Annotated in this window: 14 protein-coding genes and 1 pseudogene; 11 read left to right on the forward strand and 4 right to left on the reverse strand. The window is 70.3% G+C overall.

Annotated features, from left to right (window positions below; genetic code table 11):
• The first annotated feature begins 700 nt into the window (after positions 1-700).
• The 3 genes and pseudogenes from OCT49_RS22005 to OCT49_RS22015 all read left to right on the forward strand — a co-directional run.
• On the forward strand, positions 701-1,039 hold the full coding sequence (locus tag OCT49_RS22005) for a type II toxin-antitoxin system RelE/ParE family toxin (RefSeq protein WP_283855897.1): 339 nt from the start codon (positions 701-703) through the stop codon (positions 1,037-1,039).
• Positions 1,036-1,374: a helix-turn-helix domain-containing protein gene (locus tag OCT49_RS22010; protein ID WP_103532846.1), complete on the forward strand. Its 339-nt coding sequence runs from the start codon at positions 1,036-1,038 to the stop codon at positions 1,372-1,374. Before OCT49_RS22005 ends, OCT49_RS22010 begins: the two co-directional genes overlap by 4 nt.
• A 35-nt stretch (positions 1,375-1,409) precedes the next feature.
• Positions 1,410-1,625, forward strand: a pseudogene (locus tag OCT49_RS22015) (helix-turn-helix domain-containing protein); the annotation flags it as partial.
• Here the strand turns inward: OCT49_RS22015 and OCT49_RS22020 are convergent.
• The 3 genes from OCT49_RS22020 to OCT49_RS22030 all read right to left on the reverse strand — a co-directional run bounded on the left by OCT49_RS22020 (position 1,600) and on the right by OCT49_RS22030 (position 3,590).
• A complete protein-coding gene (locus OCT49_RS22020) occupies positions 1,600-1,914 on the reverse strand; it encodes a helix-turn-helix domain-containing protein (protein WP_349632799.1) in 315 nt (104 codons plus the stop codon). The pseudogene OCT49_RS22015 and the gene OCT49_RS22020 sit on opposite strands and share 26 nt — an antisense overlap.
• Positions 1,915-2,040: 126 nt before the next feature.
• Positions 2,041-2,424, reverse strand: coding sequence for a peptidase inhibitor family I36 protein (locus tag OCT49_RS22025; protein WP_283853553.1), 384 nt, complete (start codon positions 2,422-2,424; stop codon positions 2,041-2,043).
• A 191-nt stretch (positions 2,425-2,615) separates the two neighbouring features.
• Entirely contained in the window at positions 2,616-3,590 is a 975-nt protein-coding gene (locus OCT49_RS22030) for an ArsR/SmtB family transcription factor (protein WP_283853554.1), read from the reverse strand.
• A gap of 519 nt (positions 3,591-4,109) precedes the next feature.
• Between OCT49_RS22030 and OCT49_RS22035 the strand changes: the two genes are divergently transcribed.
• The 8 genes from OCT49_RS22035 to OCT49_RS22070 all read left to right on the forward strand — a co-directional run bounded on the left by OCT49_RS22035 (position 4,110) and on the right by OCT49_RS22070 (position 13,699).
• The gene (locus tag OCT49_RS22035) at positions 4,110-5,339 is read left to right on the forward strand and encodes an amidohydrolase (RefSeq protein WP_283855898.1); all 1,230 of its coding nucleotides are present in this window, start codon (positions 4,110-4,112) and stop codon (positions 5,337-5,339) included.
• A gap of 420 nt (positions 5,340-5,759) precedes the next feature.
• A complete protein-coding gene (locus OCT49_RS22040; RefSeq protein WP_283853555.1) occupies positions 5,760-6,809 on the forward strand; it encodes a BMP family lipoprotein in 1,050 nt (349 codons plus the stop codon).
• Positions 6,810-7,152: 343 nt separating this feature from the next.
• On the forward strand, positions 7,153-8,736 hold the full coding sequence (locus tag OCT49_RS22045; RefSeq protein WP_283855899.1) for an ABC transporter ATP-binding protein: 1,584 nt from the start codon (positions 7,153-7,155) through the stop codon (positions 8,734-8,736).
• On the forward strand, positions 8,733-9,851 hold the full coding sequence (locus OCT49_RS22050; RefSeq protein ID WP_283853556.1) for an ABC transporter permease: 1,119 nt from the start codon (positions 8,733-8,735) through the stop codon (positions 9,849-9,851). The genes OCT49_RS22045 and OCT49_RS22050 overlap by 4 nt, the downstream gene beginning before the upstream one ends.
• Positions 9,848-11,113: an ABC transporter permease gene (locus OCT49_RS22055; protein WP_283853557.1), complete on the forward strand. Its 1,266-nt coding sequence runs from the start codon at positions 9,848-9,850 to the stop codon at positions 11,111-11,113. Before OCT49_RS22050 ends, OCT49_RS22055 begins: the two co-directional genes overlap by 4 nt.
• The gene (locus OCT49_RS22060; protein WP_283853558.1) at positions 11,110-11,508 is read left to right on the forward strand and encodes a cytidine deaminase; all 399 of its coding nucleotides are present in this window, start codon (positions 11,110-11,112) and stop codon (positions 11,506-11,508) included. Before OCT49_RS22055 ends, OCT49_RS22060 begins: the two co-directional genes overlap by 4 nt.
• Positions 11,509-11,732: 224 nt before the next feature.
• The gene (locus OCT49_RS22065) at positions 11,733-13,010 is read left to right on the forward strand and encodes a thymidine phosphorylase (protein ID WP_283853559.1); all 1,278 of its coding nucleotides are present in this window, start codon (positions 11,733-11,735) and stop codon (positions 13,008-13,010) included.
• 98 nt (positions 13,011-13,108) lie between these two features.
• A complete protein-coding gene (locus OCT49_RS22070) occupies positions 13,109-13,699 on the forward strand; it encodes a Uma2 family endonuclease (protein ID WP_283853560.1) in 591 nt (196 codons plus the stop codon).
• Positions 13,700-13,845: 146 nt separating this feature from the next.
• On the opposite strand, the gene OCT49_RS22075 is transcribed toward OCT49_RS22070, so the two are convergent.
• Positions 13,846-17,151 carry a S8 family peptidase gene (locus OCT49_RS22075; RefSeq protein WP_283853561.1) on the reverse strand — a complete coding sequence of 1,102 codons (3,306 nt, stop codon included), beginning with the start codon at positions 17,149-17,151 and terminating at the stop codon, positions 13,846-13,848.
• Positions 17,152-17,326 lie beyond the last annotated feature (175 nt).

The following is a 17,326-nucleotide window of genomic DNA, read 5'->3' on the forward strand; positions in this document are numbered from 1 at the left end:
ACCGCGTGGCCCAGGACCGGACAAGCGTCGCCCGGGGGCGTGCGTTCAGATTTTCTCTACGAGGTTCAAGGCGGGCACCGCCCGCCTGAGCGGGCCGCCGTCGCCGACAAGGCCCACCGTCTACTCCCGTGATCAGGCGCTACTGGAGGCACCGAGCCGACGCGGCAGCCGGGCTGCGGGAGCGGCAGCCAACCAGATCACCGGGATGACCGGAGCCGGACTCCTGGCGGAGCAAGCTATCGCCTGCGACCGTCCTACGGCTGGATCGCAGGCAAGGGCCGACCAGGGGGCCGACCCTCAATATCCCTCGCCGGGCTTACCGAGGGCGGCGGCCGGCGTCGCCTCCGGCGGGGAGCGAGCTCCCGACCGCCCGTGACAGACCGAACCCTCCCGCCCCGGTCCCCGCGCCGCCAGACCGGGCGACGCATCAGCCCGGCCGTACGCTGCCTCTCCCGCTCGGGCCCGATCCCGCCGGAAGAAGCCGACCCTGCGCCGCCCCGGCCGGTTGCCGCTGGTTTGCGACACCGCCGCCGCATCAGGATGAGGGGGGACCATTGGGGCGTGCGACGCCGGAGTGGCTGCGATCGCGGCAACGGCACACGACCTGAACTACGAAGCCGCGCTCTTGCCCCCCGCGCCATATAGCATCGGTGCTATGGACGGCGGGCGCTACTCGATCGAGATCGAGCCGTAGGCAAGGCTGTGGCTGGAGAACATTCCCGCCCATCACTACAAACAGGCCGAACGCGTCGCCGACCTGCTCGCCGAACAGCCCACCACACTCGACGAACCGCACTCCCGCCATCTGGGCGGCAAGGTCCGCGAGCTGCGCTTCCGTCTCGGCGATGCCCATCAGCGGATCATCTACTGGCTGGTGCCCGGCCGACGTGTCGTGCTGCTCACCGTGTTCCACAAAACCAAGATGCGCGAGCAGGCCGAAGTGGACCGCGCCCACGCCGCACAGCGATTGTGCGAGGCAGAGCATGAAGCCGCCGCCGAGCACGACCTCTACAGTCGCAACCTCAAGGAGAACCGATGAACCACAGCGAATGGAGGACCCGTCGCCACCGCCAGCTGCTGGGCGAACACCTGGACGCCGACCCCGAGTACGACCGGGTCTACGAAGAGGCCGGCCTCGCCATGACACTGGGCAAGGCCGTCTACAACCGGCGTAAGCAGCTGGGCCTGAGCGAGGCCGACCTCGCCGAGCGCATGCACGTCGACGTCGATGACATCGAAGGCATCGAGACGGCCACCGAGCTGCCGCCCATCGCGGTCATCATGCGCCTGGCCCGCGCCCTGGACCTCACGGTCGACGTGCACCTCGCCGGCGGAGACGAGCCCACCGTCACCATCGTCGCCCCAGCGGCCTGAAGCGGGGAGGAACCATGCAGGACCCGCCTTCCGCGCTCGCCCGTGAGCTCGGGCAACTCGTCCACGACCGGCGCATCGAGCTCGGGCTGTCCCAGGCCGAGCTGGCCGAGCGGTGCGGGATGAAACAGCCGCAGATCTCCCGCTTCGAAGGCGGCGGGACCGTGCCCACACTTCCCCTCCTGCGCCGCCTGGCTCAGGCTCTCGGCGCCGACCTGACCATCAGCCTCACCCTGCACGGCAAAGCCGCTTGACACGTATTCGGAATTCCTGGAACTCCCCAGGCGGGGTAGACCGCCGATCGGACGGCGAGACGCCCAGCGCACGAGCACAGACGGCAACAAGAGCCGGGGAGGCAGGCTTCTGCCCGCACTCCACCTTCGACAACAACGACTTGGACACATGGGCGCGCATCGCCAGCCCCTGCTGCGTCAGACCGCGCTGCTTCCGGATGCGGGCGATCCGGGCGCCGGTGTACTCCTCGGGGCTCTGCGACACGGCGAACTCCGTTCTGAGACAACACCCAGACGGTACCCCCGCCACGCCGCCCCGGATCAGCCGAACAACGATCGACCGGGGTGGTCAGGGGGCCCGGCCTGCCGACCCGAAGGCCCCCTCCGCGAGCCTGTCGCGGAGGGGGCCCGATGCCCTGACGGCGGATGCATCGGATCAGACGCAGTTGACCCACTTGTTGGACTTGATGAAGTGGGTGGTGGACCCGGTCAGCTTGGAGCCCCGCTTGATGATGCCGCTGCTGCCCGTGTAGTTCGTCCCCGAGTACCACTTGAAGTCGCAGTTCCTGCCGTGCTGGTAGCGGGACTTGAAGCCCTGGAAGACCACGAACCGGGTCAGGTCCGCGTTGTTCCCCTCGACCTTCTGCATCCTGCCGGTGTAGTTCTCCCCGGACCAGACGCAGTACCAGCCCGACGGGCAGTCCGACGCCGCGCTCGGCGTGACCTCCCTCGCGCCGACGGTTCCCGCGCTGGTGACCAGCAGGCCCCCGGTCAGTGCGATGCCATTGGTGACGGCGGCGAACTTCCTGGTCATGTGCATGCGTTACCCCCTTCGTCCGGACCGCTTCCCCCCGCCCCGGCATTCCCTCCGGGCGGACGGCCCGTTGTCGTGGGACCACGATGACGCGGACGGGCGCGCCCCCGACAGGACATTCGACGCCGCTCCAAAGACGCAGCCCGGAGGCGGTCCGGGTGACTCGTGGCGGGGGGCGGGCCAGTGCGGGTCCGGGCTCAGCGGGGTGTCCGCAGCAGTGCCGCACCGATCGGGGTCACCGTGTGCAGGACCGTGTTCGCGTACCGGTGGCTGCTGATCAGCCCCGCCTCGCGCAGTACGGAGGTGTGGTGGGTGGCGGTGGCCGGGGAGACGCCCAGCGCGCGGGCCGGCTCCGAGGTGGTGGCGCCCAGACGGGCGGTGCGCAGGGCGGCGGCGCGGGTCCGGCCGAGCAGCGCGCCGAGCGAGGCGGCGCCGGGAGGTTCGGGCTCGGGGGCCCTGTCGCGGTGCAGCGGGTACAGCAGGGTCGGTTCGAGCGCCGGGTCGGCGAAGGCGACCGCCCGGTGCCAGCAGAAGTACGAGGGGACCAGGCGCAGCCCGCGGCCGTCCAGGTGCATGTCGCGGTCCTCCGCGTAGTCGACCTCCAGCACCGGGGGCCGCCAGTGCATGCCCGGCTTCAGCCCGGCCAGCAGCCCGTCCAGGCCCTCGTCGAGGACGGAGCGGCCGAGCAGCGCCCGTTCGCCGTCGATCCTTGCCAGGATGCGGTCGTGGTGCGGGGCGATCACGGCGGAGTGGTACGCGCGCAGGGTGCTCACCAGCTCCTCCCGCGCCCGCCGCTCCGCCAGCCGGGCCGCCCAGGCGGGAGCCCCGACGACCTTGTCGAGGGTCTCCAGCTCCCGCCGGACCCGGTCCGGCGGGGTGTCGAGGATCGCCGTGCAGCCGGCGTCCAGTCCTTCTTCGGCCTCGGGCGGGGTGAGGAAGTCCGGGAAGTAGCGGGCCCTGGGCACCACCTGGAACAGGATCTTGCGGACGGCGATGCCGAGCGGCGTACCGATCAGTTTCAGCCGGGCGGTGCGGTGCCACTCGGCGAAGGCCCAGCGGCCCGGGGTGCTCTGGAGCCGGTGGAGGCTGAAGGCGGTCTCCCACAGCGGGTCGGGCGTTCTCGCGATCCGGATACGGGTCAGGTCTTCGGAGGTGAAGTGAATACGCAGCATGCGGCGTCCCCCGAGATGCGGGCCGTACCCTCTCCCCCCTGGCGAGGCGGCCGTACGGAAAAGATCCCACCGCCCGTCGCCGAGCCAAAGGGGGCAAGGACGGCGGGCGCCGACCGGGCCGGGGGAGTGGCGGATTCCTGACCGTTCCGACGTCCTCCGACGGTTCCGGGGGCCACGGCTTCGCGCCAGGTGGGGCGCCGCCCCGTTCCGGTGGTCACCAAACGCTGTGAGCGGGAAGCGGTGGTTTTCGGTCGATCCTGGCGGGGGCGTCCCGGTCGGTGTGTCGCCCGGGTGTTCGGTCGGTGCCGGGCTCCCGGTGGGGGCCGCGACCCCGGCGGACGTGCCGGAACGCCCTGCTCCCGTGAGCCGTATCCTCGAAATGGCGGGGCAGCTTACCCGTCCGTCGGCCACATCACTCGCCGTCACACCATCTTTTGTTCGTCTATGTGGCTGAACTTTTCTTGTTTCATGGTCAGTTGAAGGGGGAAGGGCCGTACCCTTCGCCAGGTGAACCAGTTGATGTCCCGCGATTCCGACGCCGAGCCGACGCCTCACGACGAACGGCTTCCCGGCACCCTGCCCGAGGACCTGCGTGCCGAACTGATCGCCTTCCGGCGCGATCTGCACATGCACCCCGAGCTCGGCAACCAGGAGTTCCGCACCACCGCGGCCATCAAGGCCCGGCTGGAGAAGGCCGGTCTGCGGCCCCGGGTGCTCTCCACCGGAACCGGACTCATCTGTGACGTGGGTACGCGGGACGAGTCCACCCCGCCCGTCCTCGCCCTGCGCGCCGACATCGACGCCCTGCCCATTCCGGACACCAAGAGCGGCGTCCCGTACCGTTCCACCGTCCCCGACCGGGCCCACGCCTGCGGGCACGACGTCCACACCACCGCGGTCCTCGGTGCCGGCCTCGTGCTCGCCGACCTCGACCGGCGGGGGCTGCTCCCGAACCCGGTGCGGCTGATCTTCCAGCCGGCCGAGGAGGTGCTGCCCGGCGGGGCGCCCGAGACGATCCTGTCCGGGGCGCTGGAGGGTGTCGGGCGGATCATCGGGGTGCACTGCGACCCGAAGGTGGACGTGGGCCGGATCGGCCTGCGGGTCGGGGCGATCACCTCGGCCTGCGACCGCCTGGAGGTCTCCCTCGACGGGCCGGGCGGCCACACCGCCCGCCCGCACCTGACCACCGACCTGGTCACCGCCGCCGCCAAGGTGGCCACCGAGGTGCCCGCGCTGCTGGCCCGCCGGGTCGACGCCCGCTCGGGTCTCGCCGTCACCTGGGGGCGGCTGGAGACCGGCCACGCCTGCAACGTGATCCCGCAGCACGCCGAGCTGTCGGGCACCGTCCGCTGCCTGGACCTGGCGGCCTGGCGGGAGGCGCCGGACCTGGTGCACGCCGCGATCGACGAGGTGGCCGGGCTGCACGGCGCCAAGACGGTGATCAACTACATCCGGGGCGTCCCGCCCGTCGTGAACGACGCCGCCATGATCGACCTGCTCGCCGGGGCGATGACCGCCCGCCGCGGACCGCAGTCGATCGAGAGCACCGAGCAGAGCCTCGGCGGCGAGGACTTCTCCTGGTACCTGGAGCACGTCCCCGGCGCCATGGCCCGCCTCGGCGTCCGCACCCCCGGCGACACCGCCCGCCTCGACCTGCACCGCGGCGACTTCGACGCGGACGAGGAGGCGATCACGGTGGCCGTCGAACTCTTCACCGCCTCGGCACTCCTGGACGGCCGCGGCGACTGACCGGGAACGGCGACCGGAACGGCAGCGGCGACCGGACGGAAACGGCGACCGGGGGAGAGTGGTAACCGGACGGGAACGGCGACCGGACGGCAGCGGCGGGAACGGCGACCGATCAGGAACGGTGGTAACGGCGGGAACGGTGGAAACGGTCGGGAAACGGGGCGGAATCACTGCGGCCCCCGCCCCGTTTCCCGACCGCCCGAACAGGCCCTGCCGCGCGGCGGGTACCGTGTCCCCGGGCCGTTCGCTGTCTCCGTGTCGACCGATGGCAACCACCCGTAACCGGGTCGGTCACCTCCCGTTCGCGACGATCCGATAACGGCTTCCGTACGGGGCTTTATCTGACATCTACGCGCGTTACGATCGCCGCGAAACCAGCGCCGGAAGAGGCGCTTCGGTCAGGTTTGAAGGAGCCTTCCCTTGCGCCGGATCACCCGGATTGCCACCGTGGGCCTCGCGTCCGCGGCGCTCGCACTCAGCGCCACGGCCTGTGGCAGTAAGACGTCGTCGGATGCTGGTTCCGACTCCAAGGAAGCCAAGGCGGCCATCGCGTACGACGTCGGCGGTCGCGGCGACCAGTCGTTCAACGACGCCGCCTACGCCGGTCTGTCCAAGGCCGAGAAGGAACTCGGCTTCAAGGGCACCGAGGCCGAGCCGTCGGACGGCGAGGCGGACGCCGACAAGGTGCAGCGCCTCACCACGCTGGCCCGCGCCGGCAACAACCCGGTGATCGGCGTCGGCTTCGCGTACGCGCCCGCCATCAAGAAGGTCGCGGAGAAGTTCCCGAAGACCACCTTCGGCATCATCGACGACGCCTCGGTGACCGGCAAGAACATCGCCAACATGGTCTTCAACGAGGAGCAGGGCTCCTACCTCGCCGGTGTCGCGGCGGCCAAGGTGACCAAGTCCAAGACGGTCGGCTTCATCGGCGGTGTGGAGACCCCGCTGATCAAGAAGTTCCAGGCCGGCTTCGAGCAGGGCGTCAAGGACACCGACTCGTCGGTGAAGGTCCTGTCGCAGTACCTGACCCAGCCGCCGAACTTCGACGGCTTCTCCAAGCCCGACCTCGGCAAGGCCGCCGCTCAGGGGCAGCTCGACAAGAAGGCCGACGTCGTCTACGCGGCGGCCGGTCTGGCCGGCTCCGGCTCCATCGAGGCCACCGCCAAGGCGGGCAAGTGGGCCATCGGCGTCGACTCCGACCAGTACAACCAGAAGGGCCTGGCCGCCTACAAGGACCAGATCCTCACCTCGGTCACCAAGGACGTCGCGGACTCCGTCTACAACCTGATCAAGTCGGTCAAGGACGGCAAGCCGCAGTCCGGCGAGGTCCGCTACGGCCTGGACAAGGACGGCGTCGGCCTGGCCGACTCCAACCCGGCCTTCACCAAGATGACCGACGTCATCGCCGCCGTGGACAAGGCGAAGAAGGACATCATCGACGGCAAGGTCACCGTCAAGACCACCCCGTAACGGCACCTGCCGTAACGGCTGCTTCCCCGGGCCCGGAGCGCGCACACCGCCGCTCCGGGCTCAGGGGGTGTTTCGAAGAAGTCCTGAGCAGCCCTGAGCAGTCCTGAGAAATCCTGAGCAGCCCCGAAGAAGTCCTGTGGGAAGTCCTGCGAGAAGCCATGCAGGAAGTCCCGCGGGAAGTTCCGAAGAAGTTCCGCCCGTCACGGCGTCTTCCCAGCACAGAGGCATGACCCCGGTCTTTCGCCGTGTTGAGCACAGGCGTCTTACGATTCGGCAGCGCTACGCGTGTAGACAGCCCTCCGGCGCGATAACTTCACCCCGCCCCTGCCCCTCCGCCCCGCTCCTGTCCGGCCAAGGAGAGTGCGTCATCAACGCGTCCAGCCCCCCTGCCGTAGAACTGCACGGCATCACCAAACGCTTCCCCGGCGTCGTCGCCAACCGGGACATCGACATCACCATCCGCAAGGGCACGGTCCACGCCCTCGTCGGTGAGAACGGTGCCGGCAAGTCCACCCTGATGAAGATCCTCTACGGCATGCAGAAGCCGGACGAGGGCACCATCACGGTCGACGGGACCGAGGTGACGTTCGGCAGTCCGGCCGATGCCATCGGCTGCGGCATCGGCATGGTGCACCAGCACTTCATGCTCGCCGACAACTTCACCGTCCTGGAGAACGTGGTCCTCGGCGGTGAGAAGCTGCACGGCATCGGCTCCGCAGCCCGCAAGAAGATCCTGGAGATCTCGGACGCGTACGGTCTGGGGGTCCGGCCCGACGCCCTCGTCGAGGACCTCGGGGTCGCCGACCGCCAGCGGGTGGAGATCCTCAAGGTCCTCTACCGCGGCGCGCGCATCCTGATCCTGGACGAGCCGACCGCCGTGCTCGTGCCCCAGGAGGTCGACGCGCTCTTCGACAACCTGCGCGAGCTCAAGGCCGAGGGCCTGACCGTCATCTTCATCTCGCACAAGCTGGGCGAGGTCCTGTCGGTCGCCGACGACATCACGGTGATCCGCCGCGGCACGACGGTCGGCACCGCCGACCCGGCCACCACCACCACCAAGCAGCTCGCCGAGCTGATGGTCGGCAGCGAACTGCCCTCCCCCGAGACCCGTGAGTCCACGGTGACGGACGTTCCGATGCTGCGCGTCGAGGACCTCGCGCTCACCGTGACCGACCCGGACGGCGCGGTGCGCGACGTGCTGGCCGGCATCGACCTCACCATCCACAAGGGCGAGGTCCTGGGCATCGCCGGGGTGGAGGGCAACGGCCAGACCGAGCTGATCGAGGCCCTGATCGGCATGCGGAACCCCGACGGCGGGGTGATCACCCTCGACGGCGAGGACATCTCCCACATCCCCACCCGCAAGCGGCGCGAGAGCGGCATCGGCTACATCCCCGAGGACCGCCACCGGCACGGCATGCTGCTGGAGGCGCCCCTCTGGGAGAACCGTATCCTCGGCCACGTCACGGAACGGCCCAACAGCCGGCACGGAATGCTGGACATCAAGGCGGCCCGCGCCGACACCGAGCGGATCGTGCGCGAGTACGACGTCCGCACCCCCGGCATCGAGGTCACCGCGGCCTCCCTCTCCGGCGGCAACCAGCAGAAGCTGATCGTCGGCCGGGAGATGAGCCACGACCCGAAGCTCCTGATCGCCGCCCACCCCACCCGCGGCGTGGACGTCGGCGCGCAGGCGCAGATCTGGGACCAGATCCGGGAGGCGCGCCGGGAGGGCCTCGCCGTCCTGCTCATCTCGGCGGACCTGGACGAGCTGATCGGGCTCTCCGACACCCTGCGCGTCATGTACCGCGGTCGGCTGGTCGCCGACGCCGACCCCGGCACCATCACCCCGGAGGAACTGGGCTCGGCCATGACCGGCGCCGCCACCGGTCATCTCGAGGCAGCACCGGAGGACGAGGACCGATGAAGAAATTCGACAAGGACCGGCTGATCCTGGGCTTCGCCGGCCCCGTTCTCGCCCTGGTCGTCGCCTTCGTGCTCACCACCGTGGTGCTGCTCGCCTCGGGCAAGAACCCGTTCGAGCCGTACCAGCTGATGCTCGACTCGGCGGCGTACGTCGACGTGCAGGTGCTGATCATCAACCAGGCCGGTACGTACTACCTCGCCGCCCTCGCGGTCGCCATCGGCTTCCGGATGAACCTCTTCAACATCGGTGTCGACGGCCAGTACCGGCTCGCCGCGATGATGGCCGCGCTGGTCGGCGCGAGCGTCGACCTGCCCGGACCGCTGCAGATCGCGCTGATCGTGATCGTCGCGATGCTGGTCGGCGCCTTCTGGGCGGGCATCGCCGGCTTCCTCAAGACCACCCGGGGAGTGAGCGAGGTCGTCTCGACGATCATGCTCAACTCCATCGCGACCGCGCTGATCGCCTGGCTGATCCTGCCGAAGAACTTCGGTGTGCAGCCGGCCGGCTCCAACAACCTGACCACCGGTGACCTCCCGGAGTCCGCCTGGTTCCCCGGCCTGTCCATGGGCGCGGAGGCGGGGGAGATCTACGGATTCACCTTCGTCGCGGCCGCCTGCGGCGTCATCTACTGGTTCGTCCTGAACCGCACCCGCTTCGGCTTCGACCTGCGGGCCACGGGCGAGAGCGAGAGCGCCGCCCAGGCCTCCGGCGTGGACGCCAAGAAGATGATCCTCACCTCGATGCTGATCTCCGGCGCCGTCGCCGGTCTCGCGGGCATGCCGACGCTCCTGGGCGACGCGCACACCTACAGCCTCGACTTCCCGACCGGGATCGGCTTCACCGGCATCACCATCGCCCTGCTCGGCCGGAACAACCCGGTCGGCATCGCCTTCAGCGCCCTGCTGATCGCCTTCCTGGACAAGGCGTCCGCCTCGCTCGACCAGTTCGGGTACGAGAAGGAGATCGCCACGATCATGCAGGGGCTGATCGTGATCTCGGTCGTCGTCAGCTACGAACTCGTGCGCCGTTACGGAACCCGCCGCCAGCAGCAGAAGGTCGGCGAGGAACTCGCCGCCGGCCATGCCCTCAAGACCGAGAAGGAGGCCGCACTGTGAGCGCAACCCAGGTTTCCGCCGCGAGCGTCGCCCCCAAGAAGGGCGGCGGCCGCCGCAAGCTCACCCTGCCCGTCGTCCTGCTGATCATCGCGGGCGGTCTCGCACTGGTCTCGCTCGTCCGCCTGATCAGCGGCGCCAACGACGTGACGTCCGTCGGACAGGTCGCGGGCGCACTCGAACTGGCGGTCCCGATCGGCCTCGCCGGACTCGGCGGCCTGTGGGCCGAGCGCGCGGGCGTCGTCAACATCGGTCTCGAAGGCATGATGATCCTGGGCACCTGGTTCGGTGCCTGGGCCGGGTTCCAGTGGGGCCCGTGGGTGGGCGTCCTGTTCGGCATCATCGGCGGCGCCCTCGGCGGCCTGCTGCACGCGATCATCACCGTCACCTTCGGGGTGAACCACATCGTCTCCGGTGTGGCCATCAACATCCTCGCGGTCGGCGCCACCCGCTACCTCTCCAACTACGCCTTCGACGGCGTCGAGGGCGGCTCCTCCAAGCAGTCCCCGCGGATCGACGCGATCGACCGCATCACCATCCCCGGACTGTCGGACTGGCTCCTGGACATCCAGCAGAAGCACTGGTTCCTCGTCTCCGACATCGCCGGGGTCCTCGGTGGCCTGGTCACCAACCTCTCCTGGCTGACCGTCGTCGCGCTGCTGCTGATCCCCGGCACCTGGTGGGTGCTGTGGCGCACGTCGTTCGGGCTGCGGCTGCGTTCCTGCGGCGAGAGCCCGGTCGCCGCCGAGTCGCTCGGCGTCAACGTCTACAAGTACAAGTACATCGCCGTCGTCGTCTCCGGCGGTCTCGCCGGACTCGGCGGAGCCTTCCTGGCGATCGTCTCCACCGGCATCTACCAGGAGAGCCAGACCGGCGGACGCGGCTACATCGGTCTCGCCGCGATGATCTTCGGCAACTGGATGCCGGGCGGAATGGCGCTCGGCGCGGGCCTGTTCGGCTTCACCGACAGCCTCAAGCTGCGCGGCGGTGCCGAGAACGTGCACGCGATGCTCCTGCTGCTCGCGATCCTGCTGGTGGCCGTGCTGATCTGGCAGCTGTACCGGAAGAAGTACGTGGCGGCGGTGGTCTCGGCAGCGGTCTCCGGGCTGCTCTTCACCTGGTACGCGCTGACCGACCAGGTACCGAGCCAGTTCGTCGACGCCGCCCCCTACGTCACCACGCTGCTCGTCCTCTCACTCTCCGCGCAACGGCTGCGCATGCCCAAGGCGGACGGTCTCGTCTACCGGAAGGGCCAGGGCAAGTGACGGCCGCCGCGGAGGTCGACTGGACGGTGCTGCGCGGTGCCGCACGGGCCGCCATGACGCGTGCGTACGTGCCGTACTCGCACTACCCCGTCGGCGCCGCGGCCCGGGTCGACGACGGCCGCACCGTCTCCGGCTGCAACGTCGAGAACGCCTCGTACGGGCTCGGGCTGTGCGCCGAGTGCGGCCTGGTCTCCGAACTGCACGCCACCGGCGGCGGCCGGCTGACCCACTTCACCTGCGTGGACGGGGCCGGCGAGATCCTGGTGCCGTGCGGCAGGTGCCGGCAGCTGCTGTACGAGTTCGGCGGGCCGGAACTGGTCCTGGAGACGCCGGACGGGCTGCGCACGCTCGACGAGATGCTGCCGCAGGCGTTCGGCCCGGGGCACCTGAAGTAACCGGGACACCCGGGGCGGCGGCGGACATCCGCACCGCGCCCACCGCGCCCACCGCGCCCCGGGCCATCACGGCCCCGAGGTCACCGCGACCACCGTGGCCCTCCCGCCCGTCGGGAGGGCCACTCCCCTCCCCACCCTCTATGCGCGTAGAGTCATCCGGGACTCTCGCGTACCGTACGCACGCACACGCACACGCACGTACCGGCCGGAAGGACTCCCAGGACATGGACGCCATCTCCGTCATCCGCACCAAGCGGGACCGAGGCGAGCTGACCCCCGAACAGATCGACTGGGTCATCGACGCGTACACCCGCGGTGAGGTCGCCGACGAGCAGATGTCCGCGCTGGCCATGGCGATCCTGCTGAACGGAATGAACCGCACCGAGATCGCCCGCTGGACCGCCGCGATGATCGCCTCCGGCGAGCGGATGGACTTCGCCTCGCTCTCCCGGCCCACCACCGACAAGCACTCCACCGGCGGCGTCGGCGACAAGATCACCCTGCCGCTCGCCCCGCTGGTCGCCGCCTGCGGCGCCGCTGTGCCGCAGCTCAGCGGCCGGGGCCTCGGCCACACCGGCGGCACGCTGGACAAGCTGGAGTCCATCCCCGGCTGGCGCGCGCACCTGTCCAACGAGGAGATGCTGAACGTCCTGGACACCACCGGCGCGGTCATCTGCGCCGCCGGTGACGGCCTGGCCCCCGCCGACAAGAAGCTGTACGCGCTCCGCGACGTCACCGGCACCGTCGAGGCCATCCCGCTGATCGCCAGCTCCATCATGTCCAAGAAGATCGCCGAGGGCACCGGCGCGCTCGTCCTGGACGTCAAGGTCGGCTCCGGCGCCTTCATGAAGACCATCGAGGACGCCCGCGAACTGGCCTCCACCATGGTCGCGCTGGGCACCGACAGCGGTGTGCGCACGGTCGCCCTGCTCACCGACATGGCCACCCCGCTCGGCCTGACCGCGGGCAACGCCCTGGAGGTGCGCGAGTCCGTCGAGGTGCTGGCCGGCGGCGGTCCGAAGGACGTCGTCGACCTCACTCTCGCCCTGGCCCGCGAGATGCTGGACGCGGCCGGCCTCAAGGACGCCGACCCGGAGAAGGCCCTCGCCGACGGCTCCGCGATGGACGTCTGGCGCCGCATGATCTCCGCCCAGGGCGGCGACCCGGACGCGCCGCTCCCGGTCGCCCGCGAGCAGCACGTGGTCACGGCTCCGTCCACCGGCGTGCTGACCCGCCTGGACGCCTACGACATCGGCGTCGCCGCCTGGCGCCTGGGCGCGGGCCGGGCCCGCAAGGAGGACCCGGTGCAGGCGGGCGCGGGCGTCGAACTGCACGCCAAGCCGGGCGACACGGTCACGGCCGGCCGGCCGCTGCTGACGCTGCACACCGACACCCCGGAGAAGTTCGACTACGCGCTGAAGGCCCTGCCCGACGCGTACGACATCGCCCCGGCGGGCACGGCCTTCACCGCCACCCCCGTGGTGCGGGAACGCATCGCCTGACCTGCGGTTTTCCCGTACGGGTGAACGGGACCGGTGGACCACCGCCGGTCCCGTTCGGCATGCTGGACTCGGTGACGCACCGATAAGAGGAGACCGCCATGAGCGCACTCACCGTCGATCCCGCTCCGGGCCACGGCCGGGAATGGGACGACCTCGTCCGGATCTGGGAGGAGACGGACGCACCCGAGGGCTGCAAGGTGGAGATCATCGAGGGGATCGTCACCGTGTCGCCACCGCCGTCCAAGGACCACAATCTCACCGCGGCGCGCCTCCAGCGCAGGCTGTACCGCGTCATTCCGGAGGACTGGGAAATCTTCCAGACCCTCGGTCTCTCGGTACCGGGCCGGGCCGGGCTCTACATCCCGGACTTGGTCGTCGTGCCGGACACCGTGGTGATCGGACCGGGCAACCGCCTCCCCGCCGAAGAAGCCCGCCTCGTCGTCGAGATCACCTCGAAGACCAACGCCAACCAAGACCGCATCGGCAAGGTGCGCGGCTACGCGAAGGCAGGGGTGGAGCTGTTCCTGCTGCTCGACCCGTGGCACTCGGGCCGCCCCACCGCCACGCTGTACGGGGAGCCGGAAGGCGGCACCTACCGGGTGCTGGACACGGTCGAGTACGGGGAGAAGCTGACGCTGCCCGAGCCGTTCGGGCTCGTCCTGGACACCGGGGTGTTCCCGGTGAGCTGACAAGTGCTGCCGGGAAGGCGAACGGCCCGCCGGGGCGGAGGAATCCGTCCCGGCGGGCCGCTGTCATGCGTGGTCATGCGCTGTTATGCGCGGTCGGGCGGGGTCGTGCGCGGGCGGGGGCCTGTCGGCTCACCGCCCGGGGCCGGTCACTTGCCGAAGTAGGCGTGGTAGATCGACACCGACGACTTGTTGCCCTTCTTGTCCGTGACATCGGCCCGGTAGGAGATGGACTTCCCCTTCGCCGGGTTCTTCACGGAGAGCTTGCCCTTCTTCACGGCGGACTTCTTCCACGTCTTGCCGCCGTCGTAACTGACGTACACCGTCAGCGACTTGAGGTTCTTGCCGGCGGCGGCGCCCTGCACCGTCACGGGCACGGAAGCGGTCCGGCCGGCCGTGACCCGGCTGTCCGCGGTGACGTTGGGCGTGAACCGCACCGTGGAGACCGGCAGCATGGTCGGACCCGAGGTCCGCTTGGAGCGGAAGGTCCAGCTCGCGTCGATCCGGGTGGAGACCGGGGAGAGCGCCGCGCTGCGCCGCATCGAGGTCGTCAGCCGGTAGTCGGCGGCGCCGGACGGCACGGCGAAGGGGGTGCCACCCGTCAGCGGGTCCTCGTTCCGGGCGAACTTCTTGCCGTTGCGGTACAGGACCGTCTTGGCCGAACTGTAGGCGGAACCACCGAGGTTGCCCTGTCCGTCGGTCACCAGCGGCAGCATGCCGACGAGGTCGTTGCCGTCGCGGATGATGCCGTACTCGGAGGTGACCGCGGGGCCGAACACCGCGGTGTTGACCTTCTTCGTGTAGGACTTGCCCGCCTTGAGGGGCTGCGGGGCGCCGAGGGAGTACTGCGCCTCGACCACCGGGTAGCCGTCCTCGTCGAGTTCGCCGTTCTGGCCGAAGTCGAAGCCCCACTTCACCTTGTCGGCGGTGGAGACGTAGGCGGTGACGTTGCCGGGGATCTTGTGGAGGGTCCAGTTCGTCCAGCCGCCGCTCGAGCCGGGCAGCGTGGCCCACGCGGCGACCTCACCGGTCTTGCCCTTGGCGGGCGAGCCGAGGGTGAGGCCGACCTTGGCCAGCTGGCCGGTGGTGTACTTCCGCTCGAAACCGGTGGCCGCCTGCGTCACCGGGCCGCCGGCCATGATGTCGTACCGGGTGGAGGCACCCTTGGACCAGCTGCCGAGCCACTGCTGGGAGAGCGAGCCGTCGGTCACCTTCGGGCCGAAGTGCGCGGTGCGGAAGTTCTTGTACGTGTCGAGGAGCCAGCCGTAGGAGTAGCTGGTGTCCTTGGTCGTGAACTGGAGGTCGGGCGCGGCCAGCAGGGACTTCGCCCCGGCGGCGGGCACGGTGATGTTCACCGGCTTGGCCTTGCGCGCGTCGAGCGTCACGGTGAGGTTCTTGGTGACGTCCAGCTTCGGATGGGCCAGCCAGTCGGCGCCCTTGGAGTAGTCCTCGGGGTCGACGGTGACGGTCTCGTTCAGCGCGTAACGGCCCTTGGGGACCCGGATCTTTGCCGTACCGTCGGTGCTCGTCGGGGAGAACCACTGGTCGAGCGCCGTGCCCGAGAGGCCGAAGAGGTCGGTCTCGGCGAACTCGGCCGGCTTGCCGTCGCGCCCGATGCTCTTGACGGTGACGTCGTACGACTCGACCTCGCGCTCGACTGCGGCCGCCGTGCGGATGCTCTGGCCGCCGCCGGTCCCGACGACGTACGCGGAGTAGACGCCGTCGGCGGTGCCGCCGAGCTTGGTGTTCACGGTCAGCGGCACGTCGGCGGTGCCGCCCGCGGGGACGGTGACCTTGTCGGCGCCGAGGGTGAAGAAGCCGGCCGGGGCGGGCTTGCCCTTCGGGCCGGTCGCGGTGACCGCGAGGTCGAGGGTGACGTCACTGGTGCCGAGGTTGCGGTACGTCACCTGCTTGGTGACCGGGGTGTCGTCGGTGTGCGGCCACTGCTGGAGGCCGAAGCTCAGCGAGGCCGGCTCGGCGACGACGGTCTGGGCGATCGCCCGGTCGACGGAGATCCGGCCCGTGCCCTGCTCGAACGGGGTGTACGCGCCCGGCTTTGTCGAGGCGGTGAGCGCGCCCTTGAGCTCGGCGTACTTCCACTCCGGATGCTGCTGCTTGAGGAGCGCGGCGGCGCCCGCGACGTGCGGGGTCGCCATCGACGTGCCGGAGATCGTCAGGTAGCCCGGCGGGTTCTGCCCGACCTCCTGGTCGATGGCGGAACCGGGGGCGGCGGCGGCCGTGATGTCCACGCCGGGGGCGGTGACGTCGGGCTTGATCGCGCTGTCGCCCAGGCGCGGGCCGCGGCTGGAGAACTCCGCCAGGGCGTCCTTGTCGTCGACGGCGCCGACGGTCAGCGCGGCGTCCGCACTGCCGGGGGAACCGACGGTGCCGGCGTCGGGGCCCTCGTTGCCCGCCGCGATGGCGAACAGGACGCCCTTGTCGGCCGACAGCTTGTTGACCGCCGCCTCCAGCGGGTCGATCTCGGGGGTGTCGCTGCCGCCGAGGCTCAGGTTGACGATGTCGGCGCCCTGCGCGACCGCCCACTCGATCCCGGCCAGGATGCCGGAGTCGTCGCCGAAGCCGTCGTCGTCGAGGACCTTGCCCTCCAGGAGCTTGGCGTCCGGGGCCACGCCCTTGAACTTGCCGCCCGACTTGGCGCCCGTACCGGCCGCGATCGACGAGACGTGGGTGCCGTGGCCGACCCGGTCCTTGGCGTCGGGGGAGGAGGTGAAGTTCTTCGTGGCGAGGATCTGGCCCTTGAGGTCGGGGTGGGTGGCGTCCACTCCGGTGTCCAGGACGGCGATCTTGACGCCCTTCCCGGTGTAACCGGCCTTCCACGCGGCCGGGGTGCCGATCTGCGGGACGCTCTTGTCGAGGCTCGCCCTGCGCACGCCGTCCAGCCAGACCCGGTCGATCCCGGCGGCGGTGGTGAGCCGGCCGCCGCGGGAGGTCTTGCTGGTCAGCGCCTGCCAGATGTCCCCGGCGTCGCGCTGCGGGGTGACCACCGACTCGGCGTTCAGCGTCTTCAGGGTCCGGGCGACCCGGGTGGAACCGGCGTCGTGGACCTCGGCCTTCGCGGTGGCGGCCTTCGCGCCCCGGTAGGAGACGATCAGCTTCAGGCCCGACTTCTGGGCCCGGCGGTTCTCCGCCCGGCTCAGCTCGGTGATGTCGAACAGCCGGCGGTCCAGCTTCCCGGAGCTGATCAGCCGGTGTGCGTCGGCCGGGACGAGCAGGGTGTGCCCGTCGTGCACCCGGCGCTGCACGGGTATGTGCTCGCGTCCCTTCGCGGCGCGGAAGCCGATGACCCGGCCCTTGGCGTCCACCGTGACGAGGTCACCGGTGATCAGCGTCAGCCGGTGCTGGGCCGGGGACTTGGTGCCGGTGGGCCGGGTGGTGTCGGACTGGGCGACGGCCGGGCTGGTCATCCCGGCCGCGAGCGCCACGGCGGCTGCCATGGCGACGGTCGAAACACACGCGTTTTTCACGTGTCTGCGCAACTCTCCCCCTGGAGAATCAGGCGGCCCCGAGGGCCACTGGTCAGTCGGCACGACGGCGACGCCGGTGCCGGCCGGTTCACGTACCTAGAGGGGGAATGGGGCAGACGGGTTCACAGAAGGCGCACAGGCCAAC

It is taken from the genome of Streptomyces sp. ML-6 (assembly GCF_030116705.1).
Taxonomy (GTDB): Bacteria; Actinomycetota; Actinomycetes; order Streptomycetales; family Streptomycetaceae; genus Streptomyces.